Source organism: Pseudomonas sp. MM213 (genome assembly GCF_020423045.1).
GTDB classification, from domain to species: domain Bacteria; phylum Pseudomonadota; class Gammaproteobacteria; order Pseudomonadales; family Pseudomonadaceae; genus Aquipseudomonas; species Aquipseudomonas migulae.
Map to the genome: position 1 here is coordinate 3,843,480 of NZ_CP081943.1, position 15,229 is coordinate 3,858,708.

The following is a 15,229-nucleotide window of genomic DNA, read 5'->3' on the forward strand; positions in this document are numbered from 1 at the left end:
AGGCTTGCCCGCGAAGACGATCTAACGGTCAACATAAATGTTGAATGTTATGGCCTCTTCGCGGGCAAGCCTCGCTCCTACAAGTCCCGTGTTTGCTACGGATTACCCATGAAACTCTCCCGCCTCGCCCTGACGCTGACCCTTCTGCCGTCCGGCCCGCTCCTGGCCGACACCTTCGAACGCGATCAAGCCCTGAAACTGCCCGACGTGCTGATCAGCGCCAACCGCCAGGTCGAAGCGCGCAACGACAGCAGCGCCGCCAACACCGTGTTCACCCGCGACGACATCGACCGCCTGCAACCGGGCAGCATCACCGACCTGCTGCGTCGCGTGCCGGGCGTGCAAGTCGGGCAAACCGGTGGGCGCGGCAGTTTGCCGGGGGTTTACATTCGCGGCACCAAATCCGCTCAGAGCCTGGTGCTGGTGGACGGTCAACGCATCGGCAACTCGACTTCCGGCGACAGCAACCTGCAACACATCAACATCGAGCAAGTCGAGCGCGTGGAAGTGCTGCGTGGCTCCCGTTCGGTGATTTATGGCAGCGATGCGATTGGCGGGGTGATCCAGATTTTCACCCGTCGTGGCGCCGAACAAGGCCTGCAACCGCGCCTGCACATGGGGTTTGGCAGCAACCAGACATGGGAGCGCAGCCTCGGCGTGTCTGGTGGCGATGAGCAAACCCGCTTCAACCTGGGTGCCAGTCTCGATGAGACGGCCGGGATCAATCGCACTCACGCGTCGTACCCCAGCGATGGTGATCACGATGAGTATCGCAACAAGTCGGTGAGCCTGAGCCTGAGTCACGCCCTCACCGATGACCTCGAAATCGGTGCCAACCTGCTGGATAACCGTGGCAAAAGCGCGTTCGACAACCCGTTCGGCCGCTTCGATACCACCACCTTCGAGTCGGTCCAGCAGCAGCCTTACAACGAATTCACGGTGAGCAGCCTCAGCAGTTACCTCGATGCGCGCATCAACGACCGGTGGAAAACCCGCGTTGAGTTCGGCCACAGCGAAAACCGCGAGCAGACCTTCGACAAGCTCAGCGATGAACGCAGCGTGTTCAACACCTACCGAGACTCGGTGAACTGGCAGAACGACCTGACGCTCGACGCGCGCAACAGCCTGATCCTCGGCGGTGATTGGTACGAAGACCGCATCAACAGCAGCACCGCATTTGACGAGGACAGCCGCTGGAACCGCGCGGCATTTATCCAGCATCGCTATCAGGCCGACAGCTTTTCCACGGAACTGGGCCTGCGCCGCGACCAGAACCAGCAGTTCGGCAGCCAGAACAGCTGGAGCGGCACCTTCACCCTGCCGTTGAACCCGGATAACGATGTACTGCTGACCTACAGCGAAGGCTTTCGCGCACCGACGTTCAATGACTTGTATTACCCGGATTTCAGCAATCCGGACCTGAAGCCTGAAACCTCGAAAAGCTACGAGCTGCAATGGCGCAGTCAACTGACCGAAAACAGCCGCCTCGAAGCCTCGGTGTATCGCACCGATCTCAAGGACGCGATTATCTTCGGCAGCAACGACCGCCCGCAGAACGTCGCCTCGGCACGGATCAACGGGTTTGAAGCGGCGTTGAAGCAGGAGCTGTTCGGTTGGCAGAGCAACCTTGGCGTGGCGTTCATCGACCCGCGGGATCGCGACAGTGGGCACACCCTGGCGCGTCGTGCACGGCGGACGTTGAGCCTGGATCTGGATCGACAGTTTGATCGACTGGGTCTCGGCGCCAGTTGGCAAGCTGTGAGCAGCAGCTTTGACGATGAGGACAATCGGCAGCCGTTAGGCGGGTATGCGCTGCTGGGGCTGCGCAGCAGTTGGGAGCTGAATCGTGAGATCAAGCTTGAGCTGAAGGTCGATAACCTGCTGGACAAGGGTTACAGCCGGGCGTTGTACAGCCATGACGGCAGTCAGTATGGGTATCGCGAGGAAGGTCGGGCGTGGATGTTTGGGGTGACCTGGACGCCGGAGATCTGATCTGACATTTGCGGTGTTCGGGCGGGCCTCTTCGCGGGCAAGCCTCGCTCCTACAAAGCACTGTGATCCTCTGTAGGAGCGAGGCTTGCCCGCGAAGGCCGCGCCGCGGTTTAACGATCGGGCGCTATCAATTGGCAGAGCTTGGCCGTCGCCTCGATCATCTGCCCACTCGGCCGCTCCAGCCCTTTATCCGTCACCAACCGCAATCGCCCCTGCGCCACCGCCGCCACTTGCGGCCACGCCTTCCACGCCTCCAGCTGCGCCTGATCACCGGCCAGAATCACCTCGGGATTGCGCTGCAACACCGCCTCCACGCTGACCTGCGGCGCTGGCAATGCCAGGTCGGCAAACACATTGCGCGCGCCGCACACGTCCAGCGCATCGCTGATGATCTGCCCGCCACCGACGGTGTACAGCGGACGATCCCAGACCTGATAAAACACCCGCAGCGGTTCATCCCGTCGATAGCGCTGGCGCAGTGCATCGAGGCGCTGACGCAGGTCGCTGGCCAATGACACGCCTCGCTCGGGCCGGCCAAGCTGCGTGGCAATCGCCTCGATTTGCGCGGTCAGTTGGTCAAGAGTGTGGGGGTCGGCGACGTACGTGGGGATGTTCAGGTGCTTGAGTTGTTCACGCTGGGCCGAGCCGACGCTGCCGGGCCAGAGCAGCAACAAATCGGGTTGGAGGCTGAGCAACCGCTCCATGTCCAACTGGCCGTAGCGACCAACGGAAGGCAGGTCTTTGAGTTCAGCTGGACGATCGCCGGCATCCAGTACGCCGACCAGAAGATCAGCCGAACCCAGCTCAACCACGATTTCAGAGAGAGACGGCGCGAGGCTGACGACGCGCTCGACCGCAGAGGTCAGGCTGCTGACGGCCAGCAGCAAAACCGCCAGCCCGATGCGGCGCATCAGCCGAGTTGACGCGGGATACGGTAGAGGTAGAACAGCACCGTGGTCGACAGCGCCAACAGCACCAACGGCACCGCTTCAAGACCGACGAATACGGCCAACGCACCGATCCAGGCCGGTAAACCGGCGGCCAGAAACGCAGTACGGCGCTTGGCAGCCAGGACAATCCACGCGGCGGGCTCTTCAGGGGTATCGAGGGCTTTCTGGGTGGCGATCAGTGCGTGTTTATAGCCACCGAAAAACTTCAGGCTGACAAACATCGAGGCCACACCGGCGATGAACAGCGGCATCGCCAGCACCGGCAGGAGCGCCTCGCCCTGGCCAAACACGCCGTTGATCACGAACAGCGGCAGCAGGGCCAGCGCCAGGTATTGCCACCAGCTGACGGACAGTCGGCGCCGCACTTGACCGCGGGTCACGCCCGGTCTACCTCACCCTGATGCTCGTTGCCCATCATGTGGTCGAGCTTGCTGGCCTTGGTGGCCAGGTAGAGTTTGTTGTGCGGATTGTGGCCAGTGTGCAGCGGCACGCGCTCGGCGACGACGATACCCATGTCGGTCAAGGCTTTGACCTTGCGCGGGTTGTTGGTCATCAGGCGCAGGGATTTCACGCCCAGGTGCTCAAGCATCGGCAGGCACATGGCGTAGTCGCGCTGATCGGCGGCGAAGCCCAGACGCTCGTTGGCTTCAACGGTGTCGGCGCCGCCGTCCTGCAATTCATAGGCGCGGATTTTGTTCAGCAGGCCAATGCCACGGCCTTCCTGACGCAAATACAGCAACACGCCACGGCCTTCGCGGGCGATGGCCTGCAAGGCAGCCTCGAGTTGCGAGCCGCAGTCGCAGCGCTGGCTGAACAAGGCATCGCCGGTCAGGCATTCAGAGTGCAAGCGGCCGAGTACCGGGGCACCGTCGTCGAACTCACCGAGGCTCAGTACAACGTGCTCGCGCCCGTTCTCTTCATCGAGAAAGCCATGCATGGTGAATTGCGCAAAAGGCGTTGGCAGCTTGGAAGCGGCGACAAAAACGACAGGCACCGGTGTGCTCCTGATCAATAAGTACTGGAGATTCGCAGACGCGGCATTGTAACAGCAGGTTCCTACAGACGCTTAGGCTGAATTATGGAGCATAACGATCTAAAAGTTTGATCACCGAATGCGCAACAACACCTGTAGGAGCCGGCTTGCTGGCGATAGCGGAGGTTCAGCCTGCATATTTATCGCCTGAATGGACGCCATCGCCAGCAAGCCGGCTCCTACAAAGTTCGCGGTGTGCCGCGGAACTTGTGTTCAATTCAGGTCGAACGGATACGGCTGTTTCCAGCGTTCGAAAATCGGTTTCAACTGGCCGTTTTTGACCAGCACGTCCATTCGCTCGTCGAACAGCGCCATCAGTTTCCGCGCCTTGGGCGTATTGGCAAAGCACAGGTACAGCGGCAATTCCGCGATGTGCGTGCGCCGGAACTGGGACGGATCCTTGGTCCAGCGGAGCACGTAATCCACCTCGGTCAGCGCGTCGATGTAGTAGTCGGCACGGTTGTGGGTCAGCATCGACAGAATGCCGGTGCGCCGCATCACCTCGTTATAGCGACGTACGTTGGGCAGGTAGTTCTGGAAGCTGTAACCCCGGACCCAGGCCAGCCGGTAGTTGCCCAGCGTCTGCGGCGTCGGCACCGGATTGCTGGCCAGCCCCAGGGCGTAAATGTGATCGGTGTCGTAATTCCAGCGCGGATACAGCAAGTCGCTGACGTCATCCCGATAACCACCGACACAGGCGTCCACTTCGCCACGCTGCGCCAGGCCGATGGCGCGAATGTAGGGTTCGGTCCTGATGTCCAGTTTGACGCCGACCGGTTCGAAGACTTCGCGCAACACGTCCCAACCCAGGCCATGACCATCGGCGGCGGTGTAGTCTTCCCAGTCTTCGCTGGCCAGATGAATCACCGATGGCGTTGTCACTGCCTCCCCCGCCTGGGCGAGCGAAGCAAACAGTGCGAAACCCATCACAGCCAACCAGCGTCGAGCCATCCTAGTTCCCTGTTCCGCCACTCAGGCGAAAATCCATACCAGCCCCTGCATCGCCAACCACGCGAACACCCCGGCCAATACGTCATCAAGCATGATCCCGACACCGCCGTGCACATGCCGGTCAATCCAGTGAATCGGCCACGGCTTGAGGATGTCGAAGAAGCGGAACACCAGAAAACCCGCGAGCAACCAGTACCAGCCTTCCGGCACCAGCCACAGGGTGATCCACATCCCGACCATTTCGTCCCAGACGATGCCTTCGTGGTCGTGCACCCGCAGATCGTCGGCCACTTTGCCGCACAGCCAGAAGCCGAACAGCATGGTGATGCCCAGCATCAGCCAGTAACCCCAGTCGGGCAGCATCTGCCACAACGGAATAAAGGGTAGCGCAACTAACGAACCCCAGGTGCCCGGTGCCTTTGGCAAGGTGCCCGAACCGAAGCCGAACGCCAGGAAATGCCAGGGATTGCGCCAGACCGACGGCGGTACGTTTTCCGCCGGGACCTGTTTGGGGTGATCTGTCACGGTGACTCCCGAAAATGTTGATAACCCCGGGTTTGCGGGGTGATGTCTTGTCCGGCGGCATCCAGCAGCACAACGCCCTGCCCCGTGACCACGCGCCCGATCACATGGATTGGCCAGCCATCTGCCAGCAACCCCGGCAACTCGACGGACGGTAAGGTGAAGGCCAGTACGTAATCGTCACCACCGCTCTGGGCGGCGTGTTCGGCGCCCGATTGACCGAGGAAGGCCACTAAGGCCTTCGACAGCGGCAAGCGGTCCCGCTCAACCTGAATGCCGACCCTCGACGCGAGCGCGATGTGCCCGCAGTCGGCGAGCAAGCCATCGGAGATGTCCAGCGCCGAGGTGGCTTTACCGCGTAACGCCTGGCCCAGCGCGAGTTGCGGTTGCGGCGACCAGTAATGTGCCAGCAGCGGATCGGCGATGGCGGCTTCAGCCGTGCGCTGACCGAGCACCAGCGGCAAGGCACCGGCGGCGTTGCCCAGCTCACCGCCGACACACAGCAGGTCGCCTGGTTGCGCACCGCTGCGGGTCAACGCCAAACCACTTGGCACACGCCCGAACACGGTCATGGTCAGGCTCAGCGGCCCACGGGTAGTGTCGCCCCCCACCAGCGCAACGCCGCAGTTCTGCGCCATGCGGTTCAAACCACGGGCATAGGCGTCCAGCCAATCGGCGGTTACCGTCGGCAAGGTCAGGGCAAGGGTAAAGGCAACGGGGGTGGCGCCCATGGCCGCCAGATCGCTGACGGCCACGGCCAGCGAACGTTGACCGAGCAGAAACGGGTCGCAGGGGTCTGCGAAATGCACACCGGCCACGAGCGTGTCGGTGGAAATCGCCAGCTGCTCCCCGGGGGGAACAGCGAGCAAGGCGCAGTCATCGCCGATCCCGAGGGCAACGCCTTCGCCGCCCTGCGCACAAGGCGCGGCGGCGAAGAAATTGCGGATCAGCTCAAACTCGCCCATAGCAGTTACAAGCGCGGATCAGCGCTTGAACGCCTTCACTTCAGCTTCACGCAGACGCGGGGCCAGCTTGTCGAGTACACCGTTGACGAACTTGTGGCCGTCGGTGGAACCGAAGACTTTCGCCAGTTCGATACCTTCGTTGATCACAACGCGGTAAGGCACATCGACGCGCTCGAGCAGTTCCCAGGTGGACAGGCGCAATACCGCCAGTTCAACCGGATCCAGCTCTTCGATGGTCAGGTCCAGGCAAGGTGTCAGTGCGGCGTCGATACGGTCTTTCTGCGCGGGAACCCCATGCAGGATTTCACGGAAGTAGGCGCCGTCGACATCGCTGAAATCGTTATCGACCCGGAACTGCGCTTCGATCTCGTTCAGCGATTGCCTGGCCATGTGCCATTGGTACAGCGCCTGAGTCGCGAGCTGACGGGCTTCGCGACGCTTGACGCTTTTCGATGGCTTGCCGGCATCCGCAGGCTTTGGATCGCGCGGGTTGAAACGATCGCTTTCGTCGCTAATCACTTGGCCTCCAACTGCGCCAGCAGGCTGACCATTTCCAGAGCGGACAGGGCAGCTTCGGCACCTTTGTTACCGGCCTTGGTGCCGGAACGTTCGATGGCTTGCTCGATGGAATCAACGGTCAGGACGCCGAAGGCAACCGGAACGCCGAACTCCATGGACACCTGGGCCAGGCCCTTGGTGCATTCGCCCGCCACGTATTCGAAGTGCGGAGTACCGCCACGAATGACCGCGCCCAGAGCGATGATGGCTGCGAACTCGCCCTTCTGAGCGACTTTCTGCGCAACCAGCGGGATTTCGAAGGCGCCAGGTGCGCGGATGATGGTGATGTCGCTTTCGCTCACGCCATGGCGAACCAGGGCATCAACTGCACCGCTGACCAGGCTTTCAACAACGAAGCTGTTGAAACGGCCCACTACCAAAGCGTAGCGGCCTTTAGGGGCGATGAAGGTACCTTCGATGGTCTTCAGGGTCATTCGTTAGTTCTCTTAAAGAGCCGGGACGCGTCTTCTACGCGTCCCTCAGTGATATTTGAACCGCGAATACAGGGCCGGGAACAACCGGTCATTATTCGGAGGGCACGTATTCTACAACTTCCAGATCGAAACCGGATATCGCATTAAATTTCATTGGCGCAGACATCAGGCGCATTTTGCGCACGCCCAGGTCCCGAAGGATCTGCGAACCGGCACCGACGATGCTGTAGGTGGTCGGTTTTTTCACCGCGGCGTGATCGGCCGTTTCGCGGATGTGCGCCAGCAACACGTCGCCATCGAGCGGGTGACCGAGCAACAGCACCACGCCGCTGCCAGCCTCGGCAACCGCGGCCATGGCGGCGCGCAGGCTCCAGCGGCCAGGCTGCTTGACCATCAACAGGTCGCGCAGCGGGTCCATGTTGTGCACGCGAACCAGGGTCGGTTCTTCGGCGCACACGGTGCCCAGGGTCAGGGCCATGTGCACGTCGCCTTCCACGGAATCACGATAGGTCACCAGGTTGAATTGGCCCAGTTCGCTGTCCAGTGGCTGCTCGGCAATCCGCTGAACGGTACGTTCGTGGATCATCCGGTAGTGAATCAGGTCGGCGATGGTGCCGATCTTGATGTTGTGTTCGGCGGCGAAAGCTTCCAGTTCGGCGCGACGGGACATGGTGCCGTCGTCGTTCATCACTTCGCAGATCACGCCGCTCGGCTCAAAACCGGCCATGCGCGCGAGGTCGCAGGCAGCTTCAGTGTGGCCGGCGCGAGCCAGGGTGCCACCGGCCTGGGCCATCAGCGGGAAGATGTGGCCGGGGCTGACGATGTCTTCAGCCTTGGCGTCTTTCGCGGCAGCGGCCTGCACGGTGCGCGCACGGTCGGCTGCGGAGATGCCGGTGGTCACGCCGGTGGCGGCTTCGATGGACACGGTGAACTTGGTGCCGAAACCGGAACCGTTGCGTGGCGCCATCAACGGCAGCTTCAGCGTTTCGCAGCGCTCGCGGCTCATCGGCATGCAGATCAGGCCACGGGCGTGCTTGGCCATGAAATTGATGTGTTCGGCCTGGCAGCACTCGGCGGCCATGATCAGGTCGCCTTCGTTCTCGCGGTCTTCGTCATCCATGAGGATGACCATCTTGCCTTGGCGGATGTCTTCAACCAGTTCTTCGATGCTATTGAGCGCCACAAGGCACCCCCTTGGGTCAGGATTTGAGGTAGCCGTTGGCGGCCAGAAAGCTTTCGGTAATGTTACTGGAAGTCGGCTCGGCGGCCTTGTCACCCAGCAACAGGCGCTCCAGGTAACGGGCCAGCAAGTCCACTTCCAGATTCACCCGGCGACCCGGCTGGTACGACGCCATGATGGTTTCGCTCAGGGTGTGCGGAATGATCGTCAGCAGGAACTCGGCGCCATCGACCGCGTTCACGGTCAGGCTGGTGCCGTCGACGGTGATCGAGCCTTTGTGGGCGATGTACTTGGCCAGTTCTTTCGGTGCACGGATGCGGAATTCCACGGCACGTGCGTTCTCGGTGCGGGCAACCACTTCGCCCACGCCATCGACATGACCGCTGACCAGGTGCCCGCCGAGGCGAGTAGTCGGGGTCAGGGCTTTTTCCAGATTGACCGGGCTGCCGCTTTTCAGGTCGTTCATGGCGGTGCAGTCGAGGGTTTCGCGACTGACGTCCGCGGCAAAGCCGTTGCCTGGCAGCTCAACGGCCGTCAGGCACACGCCGTTGACCGCAATGCTGTCGCCCAGTTTGACGTCGCTCAGATCGAGCTTGCCGGTTTCTACATGGACCCGCACATCTCCGCCTTTTGGGGTCAATGCACGAATACTGCCGATGGATTCGATGATGCCGGTAAACATGAAGTCCTCCTCGAGAACAGGGCCGTCGCGTGGCGCTGGCCCGGAATTATACGCTCGCCGATGGCGCAGGAATGGCAATGACTCGCCAGTCATCGCCAACCGCGCGGATTTCAGTGATTTTGAGCTCGGGCGCGTCTTTCATCTGAGCCAGCGGCCAGTCGAGCAATGGTCGGGCCGAAGAGCCAAGGAACTTGCCGGCGATGAAAATCTGGAATTCGTCCACCAGACCTTGCTGGGCAAAGGCCCCGGCCAGACGCGGACCGGCCTCGACCAGCACTTCGTTGACGCCGCGATTGGCCAGTTCAACCAGCAACTTGCGCAGGTCAACCAAGCCATCGTCGCCGGCCACGATCAGGCATTCCGGGCCGTTGGCGTATTGTTCTTCAATCGCCATGCAGGTGGCGACCAGCGCCGGGCCGGCCTTGAAGAATGGCGCATCGAGCGGCACGCGCAGGCGGCCATCGATTAAAACGCGCAGCGGCGGACGGCTCATTGCCAATGCGGTTTGCTCGGCGTCCAGCCCCAACTCGTCAGCGCGCACGGTCAAACGGGCGTTATCCGCCAGCACCGTGTCGGCGCCGGTCAACACCACGCTGGCCTGGGCGCGCAGGCGTTGAACCGCCGAACGTGCGGCCGGGCCGGTGATCCATTGGCTCTCGCCGCTTTCCATCGCCGTGCGACCGTCGAGGCTCATGGCCAACTTGACCCGCACGAACGGCAAGCCGTGTTCCATGCGCTTAAGAAAGCCTTGATTGAGCTTGCGTGCCTCACCTTCCAGCACACCGCTTTCGATGGCAATGCCGGCCTGAGCCAGACGCTGCATACCACGGCCGGCCACCGACGGGTTCGGGTCCTGCATCGCCGCGACGACGCGTGCGAGGCCGGCATTCACCAGCGCATCGGCGCAAGGCGGCGTGCGGCCGTGGTGGCTGCACGGTTCGAGGGTCACGTAAGCGGTGGCCCCACGGGCCTTGTCGCCCGCAGCGCGCAGCGCGTGGACTTCGGCGTGGGGTTCGCCGGTGCGCTCGTGCCAGCCTTCGCCGACAATCTGCCCGTCCTTCACGATCACGCAGCCAACACGCGGGTTGGGATGCGTCGTGTAGTGGCCTTTGCGCGCCAGTTCCAGGGCGCGGGCCATGTAATGGGCGTCGAGGATGGCAAGCTCTGTGGAGGTGGTCATTCTTTCACCGGCTCACGGGCCAGGCGATCGATCTCTTCGCGGAACTCGTTGAGGTCCTGGAAGCGCCGATACACGGAGGCGAAACGAATGTAGGCGACTTCATCGAGCTTTTGCAGCTCGGCCATCACCAGTTCACCGACCACGAGGGACTTGACCTCGCGCTCGCCGGTGGCGCGCAGCTTGTGTTTGATGTGCACCAGCGACGATTCGAGGCGCTCGACACTCACCGGGCGCTTCTCCAGCGCACGCTGCATGCCGGCGCGGAGTTTTTCTTCGTCGAACGGCTGGCGGCTGCCGTCGGTTTTGATCAGGCGCGGCAACACCAGTTCAGCGGTTTCGAACGTCGTGAAACGCTCGCCGCAGGCCAGGCATTCGCGCCGGCGGCGCACCTGTTCGCCCTCGGCGACCAGACGCGAGTCGATGACCTTGGTGTCGTTGGCACCGCAGAAGGGACAGTGCATGGTGGCAGGCAACAAAAAAAGGGAGGGCCATGGTAGCGCATCCCGGTGGCAAGACAAGCCATAGGGTTTGCGGTATACAGACTGGCTATAGAGAATGATCCATGGATTTCACCTTGCTGGAGCCGCAAATGTCACTCAGACCGCTCGTATTGCTCAGCCTTTTCAGCCTGTTGGTGGCCTGCAGCAGCGATGCACCCAAGCCCCAGCCGCCAACGCCCGGCCCCGCTCCACAGGCGGCGCAGAAAAAAGCCCGCGAGTCCGCCAACCTCGGTCCGTTGCCCGCTTATCAGCGTGAATTGAGCGGCACGTTGCAAGGCGTGCCGGCCGGTGCCGAAGTCGAATTGGCGCTGCTGGTGATCGATGAAAAGGATCGCCCGCAACAATTGCTCGCCAGCTCCAGCCTGATCGGCACCAATCAGGTATTGCCGTTTCACCTGCGCTTCAACCCGGATTCGTTTCCGGCCGGTGCCCGCGTGGAACTGCGGGGCCGCGCCAGCCAGTCCGGCCAGCTGATTCTGCACCTGCCGTCGCAAGTCATCACCCAGCCGACGACCCAGGCCCTGGGTCAACTGCAATTCGTCAAAGCGCCATGATTGCACCGCTCGACCTGCAACAGGCGTTGGGGGAGTTGCTGGGCGATGCACAACTTGTCCCGGTCGCCTTGCCCGATACCGCCCTGAAACTCTGGCTGATCGACGGCGACAACATGGACCGCGCCTTCAGCCCGGAAGAAACCCGGCGGATTCTGCATGAACCGCCGTACTGGAGTTTCTGCTGGGCCAGCGGGTTGTCGATGGCCCGCTACCTCGCTGAATTCCCCGAGTGGGTCAAAGGCAAACGCGTGCTGGATTTTGGTGCCGGTTCCGGCGTCGCGGGGATTGCCGCGGTGAAGGCCGGGGCGCAGGAAGTGGTGGCGTGTGACCTGGACCCGCTGGCGATTGCCGCCTGTCGGGCGAATGCCGAACTCAATGAAGTGGAGCTGAGTTACTCGACGGACTTTTTCGCCGAGGCGGATCGCTTTGATCTGATCCTGGTGGCCGACGTGCTGTACGACCGGGAGAATCTGCCGCTGCTCGATGAGTTTTTGAGTCGCGGCCGGGAAGCGCTGGTGGCGGATTCGCGGGTGAGGGATTTTCGTCATCCGTTGTATCAACGCATCGAAATGCTCGAAGCGATGACCTTGCCGGATCTGGCCGAGCCTGAAGAGTTTCGGTATGTGAGCCTGTATCACGCGCGGCGCGCTTAAAAGCTTCGCGGGCAAGCCTCGCTCCTACAGGTTTAGTGCCGCTCTTAATAACGACGCGGACCTGTAGGAGCGAGGCTTGCCCGCGAAGGCCATCTGTCAGACTGCGCACACTTTCAGCCACCCCCCACCAAGCCGTATAGTTGCCCCATTCACGCTTTTACGAGATCCCCCATGAGTCAGCAAACGCCGTACATCTTCGACGCCACGACTGCCGATTTCGACCAGTCGGTGATCGAGAACTCTTTCCACAAACCGGTGCTGGTGGATTTCTGGGCCGAATGGTGTGCGCCCTGCAAAGTGCTGATGCCGATGCTGCAGACCATCGCCGAGAGCTATCAGGGCGAGTTGCTGCTGGCCAAGGTCAACTGCGATCTGGAACAAGACATCGTCGCTCGCTTCGGCATCCGCAGCTTGCCGACCGTGGTGTTGTTCAAGGATGGCCAGCCAGTGGACGGTTTTGCCGGTGCGCAGCCGGAATCCGCCGTCCGCGCCATGCTCGAGCCTCACGTACAAATGCCGCCACCGGCGGCGGCTGATCCATTCGAACAGGCTCAGGCGCTGTTTGACGAGAGCCGTTTCGCTGACGCAGAGGCCATTCTCAAAGTGCTGCTGGGCGAAGACAACACCAACGCCAAAGCGCTGATTCTGTACGCCCGTTGCCTGACTGAACGGGGTGAGCTGGGTGAAGCGCAAACCGTGCTCGACGCGGTGAAAAGCGATGAACACAAGGCTGCATTGGCTGGTGCAAAAGCGCAGATCCAGTTTCTCGGCCAGGCCAAGGACTTGCCGGATGCCGCGGACCTGAAGGCGCGCCTGGCAAAGAATCCCCAGGACGATGAAGCGGTGTATCAACTGGCGATCCAGCAACTGGCCCGTCAGCAGTACGATGCGGCGCTGGATGCATTGCTCAAGCTGTTCGTGCGTAACCGCAGCTACAGCGAAGGCTTGCCGCACAAGACGTTGCTGCAAGTGTTCGAATTGCTGGGCAATGATCACCCGCTGGTGACCACGTATCGCCGCAAGCTCTTCGCCGCGTTGTACTGAGTTTCACTGACGCACCGCGTCATCGTTCATCGCCAGCAAGCCGGCTCCTACAGGTTCGTGCAAATCCTGTAGGAGCCGGCTTGCTGGCGATGGCGGCCGAAAAAACAACGCAATCCTCAAGCCCTCTCCTACAGCCAGCGATACAGCGGCGTATCACCGCCACTCTCCACCTTCACCTCCGCGCTATGCCGCAACCGCACCAGCAGTCGCTTGCCCGACGCTGCGCTGCCAGTCAAACCTTCCAGTTGCTCCAGCAAATCCGGCCCGCTCAGTTGCCCGGCCTTGCGCAGCAGGTCCTTTGCGACCTGCCACTGCGCATCATCCTGATTCACCGGTTTGGCCGGCGTCGCACTGACCTCTGGCTTGACCACCTGCACCTGCGCGCCGAGCCGCGCCCAGTCAGCGTCGTCCATCTCCAGGGTCAAATCCACCGGCCAGTCGCCGATGCTTCCGCGTATACGCAACATGGTTTCGCTCCCGCACATTTCTGACCTGCATGCTCCCATGGGACTTGTGCAACGCCAAGTAGCCGGTCAAACTCCTCGCACTTACGTTATAAGATTACATAACAAATTCTTCATTTTACTTTTCGGAGACCCGCCATGCGCCGTCTGCTGCTCGCTTTGCCGTTTGCCCTGTTGCCGCTGGCCATCGCCCATGCCGCCGATGAGCATGATCACGACCATGAACACGGCAGCCTCGGTGCCCACGAGCATGGTGTCGGTCGCCTGAACGCAGCGCTGGACGGTCAGACCCTGGAGCTGGAACTGGAAAGCCCGGCGATGAACCTGGTGGGTTTCGAACACGCGGCTGCCAGCGACGCCGACAAAACCAAAGTCGCCGCCGCCCGTGCGCAACTTGAAAAACCGCTGGCCCTGTTCAACCTGCCGAAAGCGGCGGGTTGCGTGGTCGCGACTCAGGAGCTGGAAAGCCCGCTGTTCGGTGACAAGCCGGATGCCGATGATGATCATGACGACGATGCCAAAGACGAGCATCACCACGACCACAGCGAAATCCACGCTCACTACCAGTTCACCTGCGCAACGCCGGGCGCACTGAAAACCCTGGATCTGGCAAACCTTTTCAACACGTTCCCGGCGACCCAGAAAATTCAGGTACAACTGATCAGCCCGAGCGGGCAGCAAGGGGTAGAAGTGACGGCCAAGGCGGCCGCCCTGAAATTCTGAACCCACCGCCCCCCTGTAGGAGCCGGCTTGCTGGCGATTACGGTGTATCAGCCAACACATTTGTTGAATGATAAAACGCAATCGCCAGCAAGCCGGCTCCTACAGGTCATCTGCATTCATGAAACCGGTGTTATGACCCAAGCACTCATCGAACTGTCCGACCTGGGCTTCAGTTGGCCCGGTCACCCGCCGCTGCTGGACATCCCGGCCTTTCGCCTGGAACCGGGTGAAACCCTGTTCCTCAAAGGCCCCAGCGGCAGCGGCAAGACCACCCTGCTCGGCCTGCTCGGTGGCGTGCAAAAGCCCGATCGCGGCAGCATTCGCCTGCTCGGCCAGGAGCTGACCGAACTCGGTGCCGGCGCGCGTGATCGCTTTCGAGTCGATCACACCGGCTACATCTTCCAGCAGTTCAACCTGCTGCCATTTCTCTCGGTGCGCGAGAACGTCGAACTGCCCTGCCACTTCTCCAGGCTGCGCGCCGAACGGGCGATCCAGCGCCATGGCAGCGTCGATCAGGCGGCGGCAACCTTGCTCGCTCATTTGGGTTTGAAAGATGAAAGCATCCTCGGTCGCCGTGCCGACTCGCTGTCCATCGGCCAACAGCAACGCGTCGCCGCCGCCCGTGCGTTGATCGGTCAGCCGGAACTGGTGATCGCCGACGAACCGACTTCTGCTCTGGATTACGACGCCCGCGAAAACTTCATTCGCCTGTTGTTCGCCGAATGCCGCGAAGCCGGGTCGAGCCTGTTGTTCGTCAGCCACGACCAAAGCCTTGCGCCGCTGTTCGATCGCAACCTGTCGCTGGCCGAACTCAATCGCGCCGCCACTCCGTCCGAGGTTTGAG

The 15,229-nt window shown here is 61.8% G+C and carries 19 protein-coding genes; 6 read left to right on the top strand and 13 right to left on the bottom strand.

The genetic code is table 11. The features are described 5' to 3' along the window. Positions 1-108: 108 nt before the first annotated feature. Positions 109-1,992 (top strand): TonB-dependent receptor domain-containing protein, encoded by a 1,884-nt coding sequence (locus tag K5R88_RS17450; RefSeq protein ID WP_226298116.1) that lies wholly within the window; start codon positions 109-111, stop codon positions 1,990-1,992. Between the two features lie 110 nt (positions 1,993-2,102). On the opposite strand, the gene K5R88_RS17455 is transcribed toward K5R88_RS17450, so the two are convergent. The 12 genes from K5R88_RS17455 to nrdR form a co-directional block, all read right to left on the bottom strand. Further along, positions 2,103-2,903: a cobalamin-binding protein gene (locus K5R88_RS17455; protein ID WP_226298117.1), complete on the bottom strand. Its 801-nt coding sequence runs from the start codon at positions 2,901-2,903 to the stop codon at positions 2,103-2,105. After that, complete coding sequence (locus K5R88_RS17460) at positions 2,903-3,322, bottom strand: MFS transporter (protein WP_226298118.1); 420 nt, start codon at positions 3,320-3,322, stop codon at positions 2,903-2,905. The genes K5R88_RS17455 and K5R88_RS17460 overlap by 1 nt, the downstream gene beginning before the upstream one ends. Continuing rightward, positions 3,319-3,936: a GTP cyclohydrolase II gene (gene ribA, locus K5R88_RS17465; RefSeq protein ID WP_008033730.1), complete on the bottom strand. Its 618-nt coding sequence runs from the start codon at positions 3,934-3,936 to the stop codon at positions 3,319-3,321. The genes K5R88_RS17460 and ribA overlap by 4 nt, the downstream gene beginning before the upstream one ends. 252 nt (positions 3,937-4,188) lie before the next feature. After that, entirely contained in the window at positions 4,189-4,926 is a 738-nt protein-coding gene (locus tag K5R88_RS17470; protein WP_226298119.1) for a substrate-binding periplasmic protein, read from the bottom strand. Positions 4,927-4,947: 21 nt separating this feature from the next. Further along, entirely contained in the window at positions 4,948-5,451 is a 504-nt protein-coding gene (locus K5R88_RS17475; protein ID WP_207286587.1) for a phosphatidylglycerophosphatase A family protein, read from the bottom strand. Next, on the bottom strand, positions 5,448-6,413 hold the full coding sequence (gene thiL, locus K5R88_RS17480; RefSeq protein WP_226298120.1) for a thiamine-phosphate kinase: 966 nt from the start codon (positions 6,411-6,413) through the stop codon (positions 5,448-5,450). The genes K5R88_RS17475 and thiL overlap by 4 nt, the downstream gene beginning before the upstream one ends. An 18-nt stretch (positions 6,414-6,431) precedes the next feature. Then, positions 6,432-6,932 carry a transcription antitermination factor NusB gene (gene nusB / locus K5R88_RS17485; protein WP_008042952.1) on the bottom strand — a complete coding sequence of 167 codons (501 nt, stop codon included), beginning with the start codon at positions 6,930-6,932 and terminating at the stop codon, positions 6,432-6,434. Then, entirely contained in the window at positions 6,929-7,405 is a 477-nt protein-coding gene (gene ribH, locus K5R88_RS17490) for a 6,7-dimethyl-8-ribityllumazine synthase (RefSeq protein ID WP_003228649.1), read from the bottom strand. The genes nusB and ribH overlap by 4 nt, the downstream gene beginning before the upstream one ends. A 91-nt stretch (positions 7,406-7,496) precedes the next feature. Continuing rightward, positions 7,497-8,588, bottom strand: a complete 1,092-nt coding sequence (gene ribBA / locus K5R88_RS17495) for a bifunctional 3,4-dihydroxy-2-butanone-4-phosphate synthase/GTP cyclohydrolase II (RefSeq protein ID WP_008033745.1) — start codon at positions 8,586-8,588, stop codon at positions 7,497-7,499. A gap of 16 nt (positions 8,589-8,604) precedes the next feature. Beyond that, positions 8,605-9,267, bottom strand: coding sequence for a riboflavin synthase (locus tag K5R88_RS17500; RefSeq protein WP_008033746.1), 663 nt, complete (start codon positions 9,265-9,267; stop codon positions 8,605-8,607). Between the two features lie 46 nt (positions 9,268-9,313). Then, positions 9,314-10,447 carry a bifunctional diaminohydroxyphosphoribosylaminopyrimidine deaminase/5-amino-6-(5-phosphoribosylamino)uracil reductase RibD gene (gene ribD / locus K5R88_RS17505; protein WP_008033747.1) on the bottom strand — a complete coding sequence of 378 codons (1,134 nt, stop codon included), beginning with the start codon at positions 10,445-10,447 and terminating at the stop codon, positions 9,314-9,316. Continuing rightward, the gene (gene nrdR / locus K5R88_RS17510) at positions 10,444-10,908 is read right to left on the bottom strand and encodes a transcriptional regulator NrdR (RefSeq protein WP_003228656.1); all 465 of its coding nucleotides are present in this window, start codon (positions 10,906-10,908) and stop codon (positions 10,444-10,446) included. Before nrdR ends, ribD begins: the two co-directional genes overlap by 4 nt. 128 nt (positions 10,909-11,036) lie before the next feature. On the opposite strand from nrdR, the gene K5R88_RS17515 reads away from it, so the two are divergent. The 3 genes from K5R88_RS17515 (at position 11,037) to trxA (ending at position 13,198) form a co-directional block, all read left to right on the top strand. Then, a complete protein-coding gene (locus K5R88_RS17515) occupies positions 11,037-11,501 on the top strand; it encodes a YbaY family lipoprotein (protein WP_032832770.1) in 465 nt (154 codons plus the stop codon). Continuing rightward, on the top strand, positions 11,498-12,154 hold the full coding sequence (locus tag K5R88_RS17520; protein ID WP_226298121.1) for a class I SAM-dependent methyltransferase: 657 nt from the start codon (positions 11,498-11,500) through the stop codon (positions 12,152-12,154). Before K5R88_RS17515 ends, K5R88_RS17520 begins: the two co-directional genes overlap by 4 nt. A gap of 171 nt (positions 12,155-12,325) precedes the next feature. Then, on the top strand, positions 12,326-13,198 hold the full coding sequence (gene trxA, locus K5R88_RS17525) for a thioredoxin (protein ID WP_192228075.1): 873 nt from the start codon (positions 12,326-12,328) through the stop codon (positions 13,196-13,198). Positions 13,199-13,326: 128 nt separating this feature from the next. Here trxA and K5R88_RS17530 read toward each other — a convergent pair whose 3' ends face one another. Then, positions 13,327-13,665 (bottom strand): hypothetical protein, encoded by a 339-nt coding sequence (locus tag K5R88_RS17530; protein ID WP_192228076.1) that lies wholly within the window; start codon positions 13,663-13,665, stop codon positions 13,327-13,329. Positions 13,666-13,800: 135 nt separating this feature from the next. Here K5R88_RS17530 and K5R88_RS17535 point away from each other — a divergent pair, with 135 nt between their 5' ends. Continuing rightward, positions 13,801-14,385, top strand: coding sequence for a DUF2796 domain-containing protein (locus tag K5R88_RS17535; protein ID WP_226298122.1), 585 nt, complete (start codon positions 13,801-13,803; stop codon positions 14,383-14,385). A 132-nt stretch (positions 14,386-14,517) separates the two neighbouring features. Beyond that, on the top strand, positions 14,518-15,228 hold the full coding sequence (locus tag K5R88_RS17540; RefSeq protein WP_223453249.1) for an ABC transporter ATP-binding protein: 711 nt from the start codon (positions 14,518-14,520) through the stop codon (positions 15,226-15,228). Position 15,229 lies beyond the last annotated feature (1 nt).

Bases quoted from the DNA above. Each gene is read 5' to 3' on its own strand.
- K5R88_RS17450 (WP_226298116.1), top strand. From the start codon at position 109: ATGAAACTCTCCCGCCTCGCCCTGACGCTGACCCTTCTGCCGTCCGGC.
- K5R88_RS17455 (WP_226298117.1), bottom strand. From the start codon at position 2,903: ATGCGCCGCATCGGGCTGGCGGTTTTGCTGCTGGCCGTCAGCAGCCTG.
- K5R88_RS17470 (WP_226298119.1), bottom strand. From the start codon at position 4,926: ATGGCTCGACGCTGGTTGGCTGTGATGGGTTTCGCACTGTTTGCTTCG.
- thiL (WP_226298120.1), bottom strand. From the start codon at position 6,413: ATGGGCGAGTTTGAGCTGATCCGCAATTTCTTCGCCGCCGCGCCTTGT.
- ribH (WP_003228649.1), bottom strand. From the start codon at position 7,405: ATGACCCTGAAGACCATCGAAGGTACCTTCATCGCCCCTAAAGGCCGC.
- K5R88_RS17500 (WP_008033746.1), bottom strand. From the start codon at position 9,267: ATGTTTACCGGCATCATCGAATCCATCGGCAGTATTCGTGCATTGACC.
- ribD (WP_008033747.1), bottom strand. From the start codon at position 10,447: ATGACCACCTCCACAGAGCTTGCCATCCTCGACGCCCATTACATGGCC.
- nrdR (WP_003228656.1), bottom strand. From the start codon at position 10,908: ATGCACTGTCCCTTCTGCGGTGCCAACGACACCAAGGTCATCGACTCG.
- K5R88_RS17515 (WP_032832770.1), top strand. From the start codon at position 11,037: ATGTCACTCAGACCGCTCGTATTGCTCAGCCTTTTCAGCCTGTTGGTG.
- K5R88_RS17520 (WP_226298121.1), top strand. From the start codon at position 11,498: ATGATTGCACCGCTCGACCTGCAACAGGCGTTGGGGGAGTTGCTGGGC.
- trxA (WP_192228075.1), top strand. From the start codon at position 12,326: ATGAGTCAGCAAACGCCGTACATCTTCGACGCCACGACTGCCGATTTC.
- K5R88_RS17530 (WP_192228076.1), bottom strand. From the start codon at position 13,665: ATGTTGCGTATACGCGGAAGCATCGGCGACTGGCCGGTGGATTTGACC.
- K5R88_RS17535 (WP_226298122.1), top strand. From the start codon at position 13,801: ATGCGCCGTCTGCTGCTCGCTTTGCCGTTTGCCCTGTTGCCGCTGGCC.
- K5R88_RS17540 (WP_223453249.1), top strand. From the start codon at position 14,518: ATGACCCAAGCACTCATCGAACTGTCCGACCTGGGCTTCAGTTGGCCC.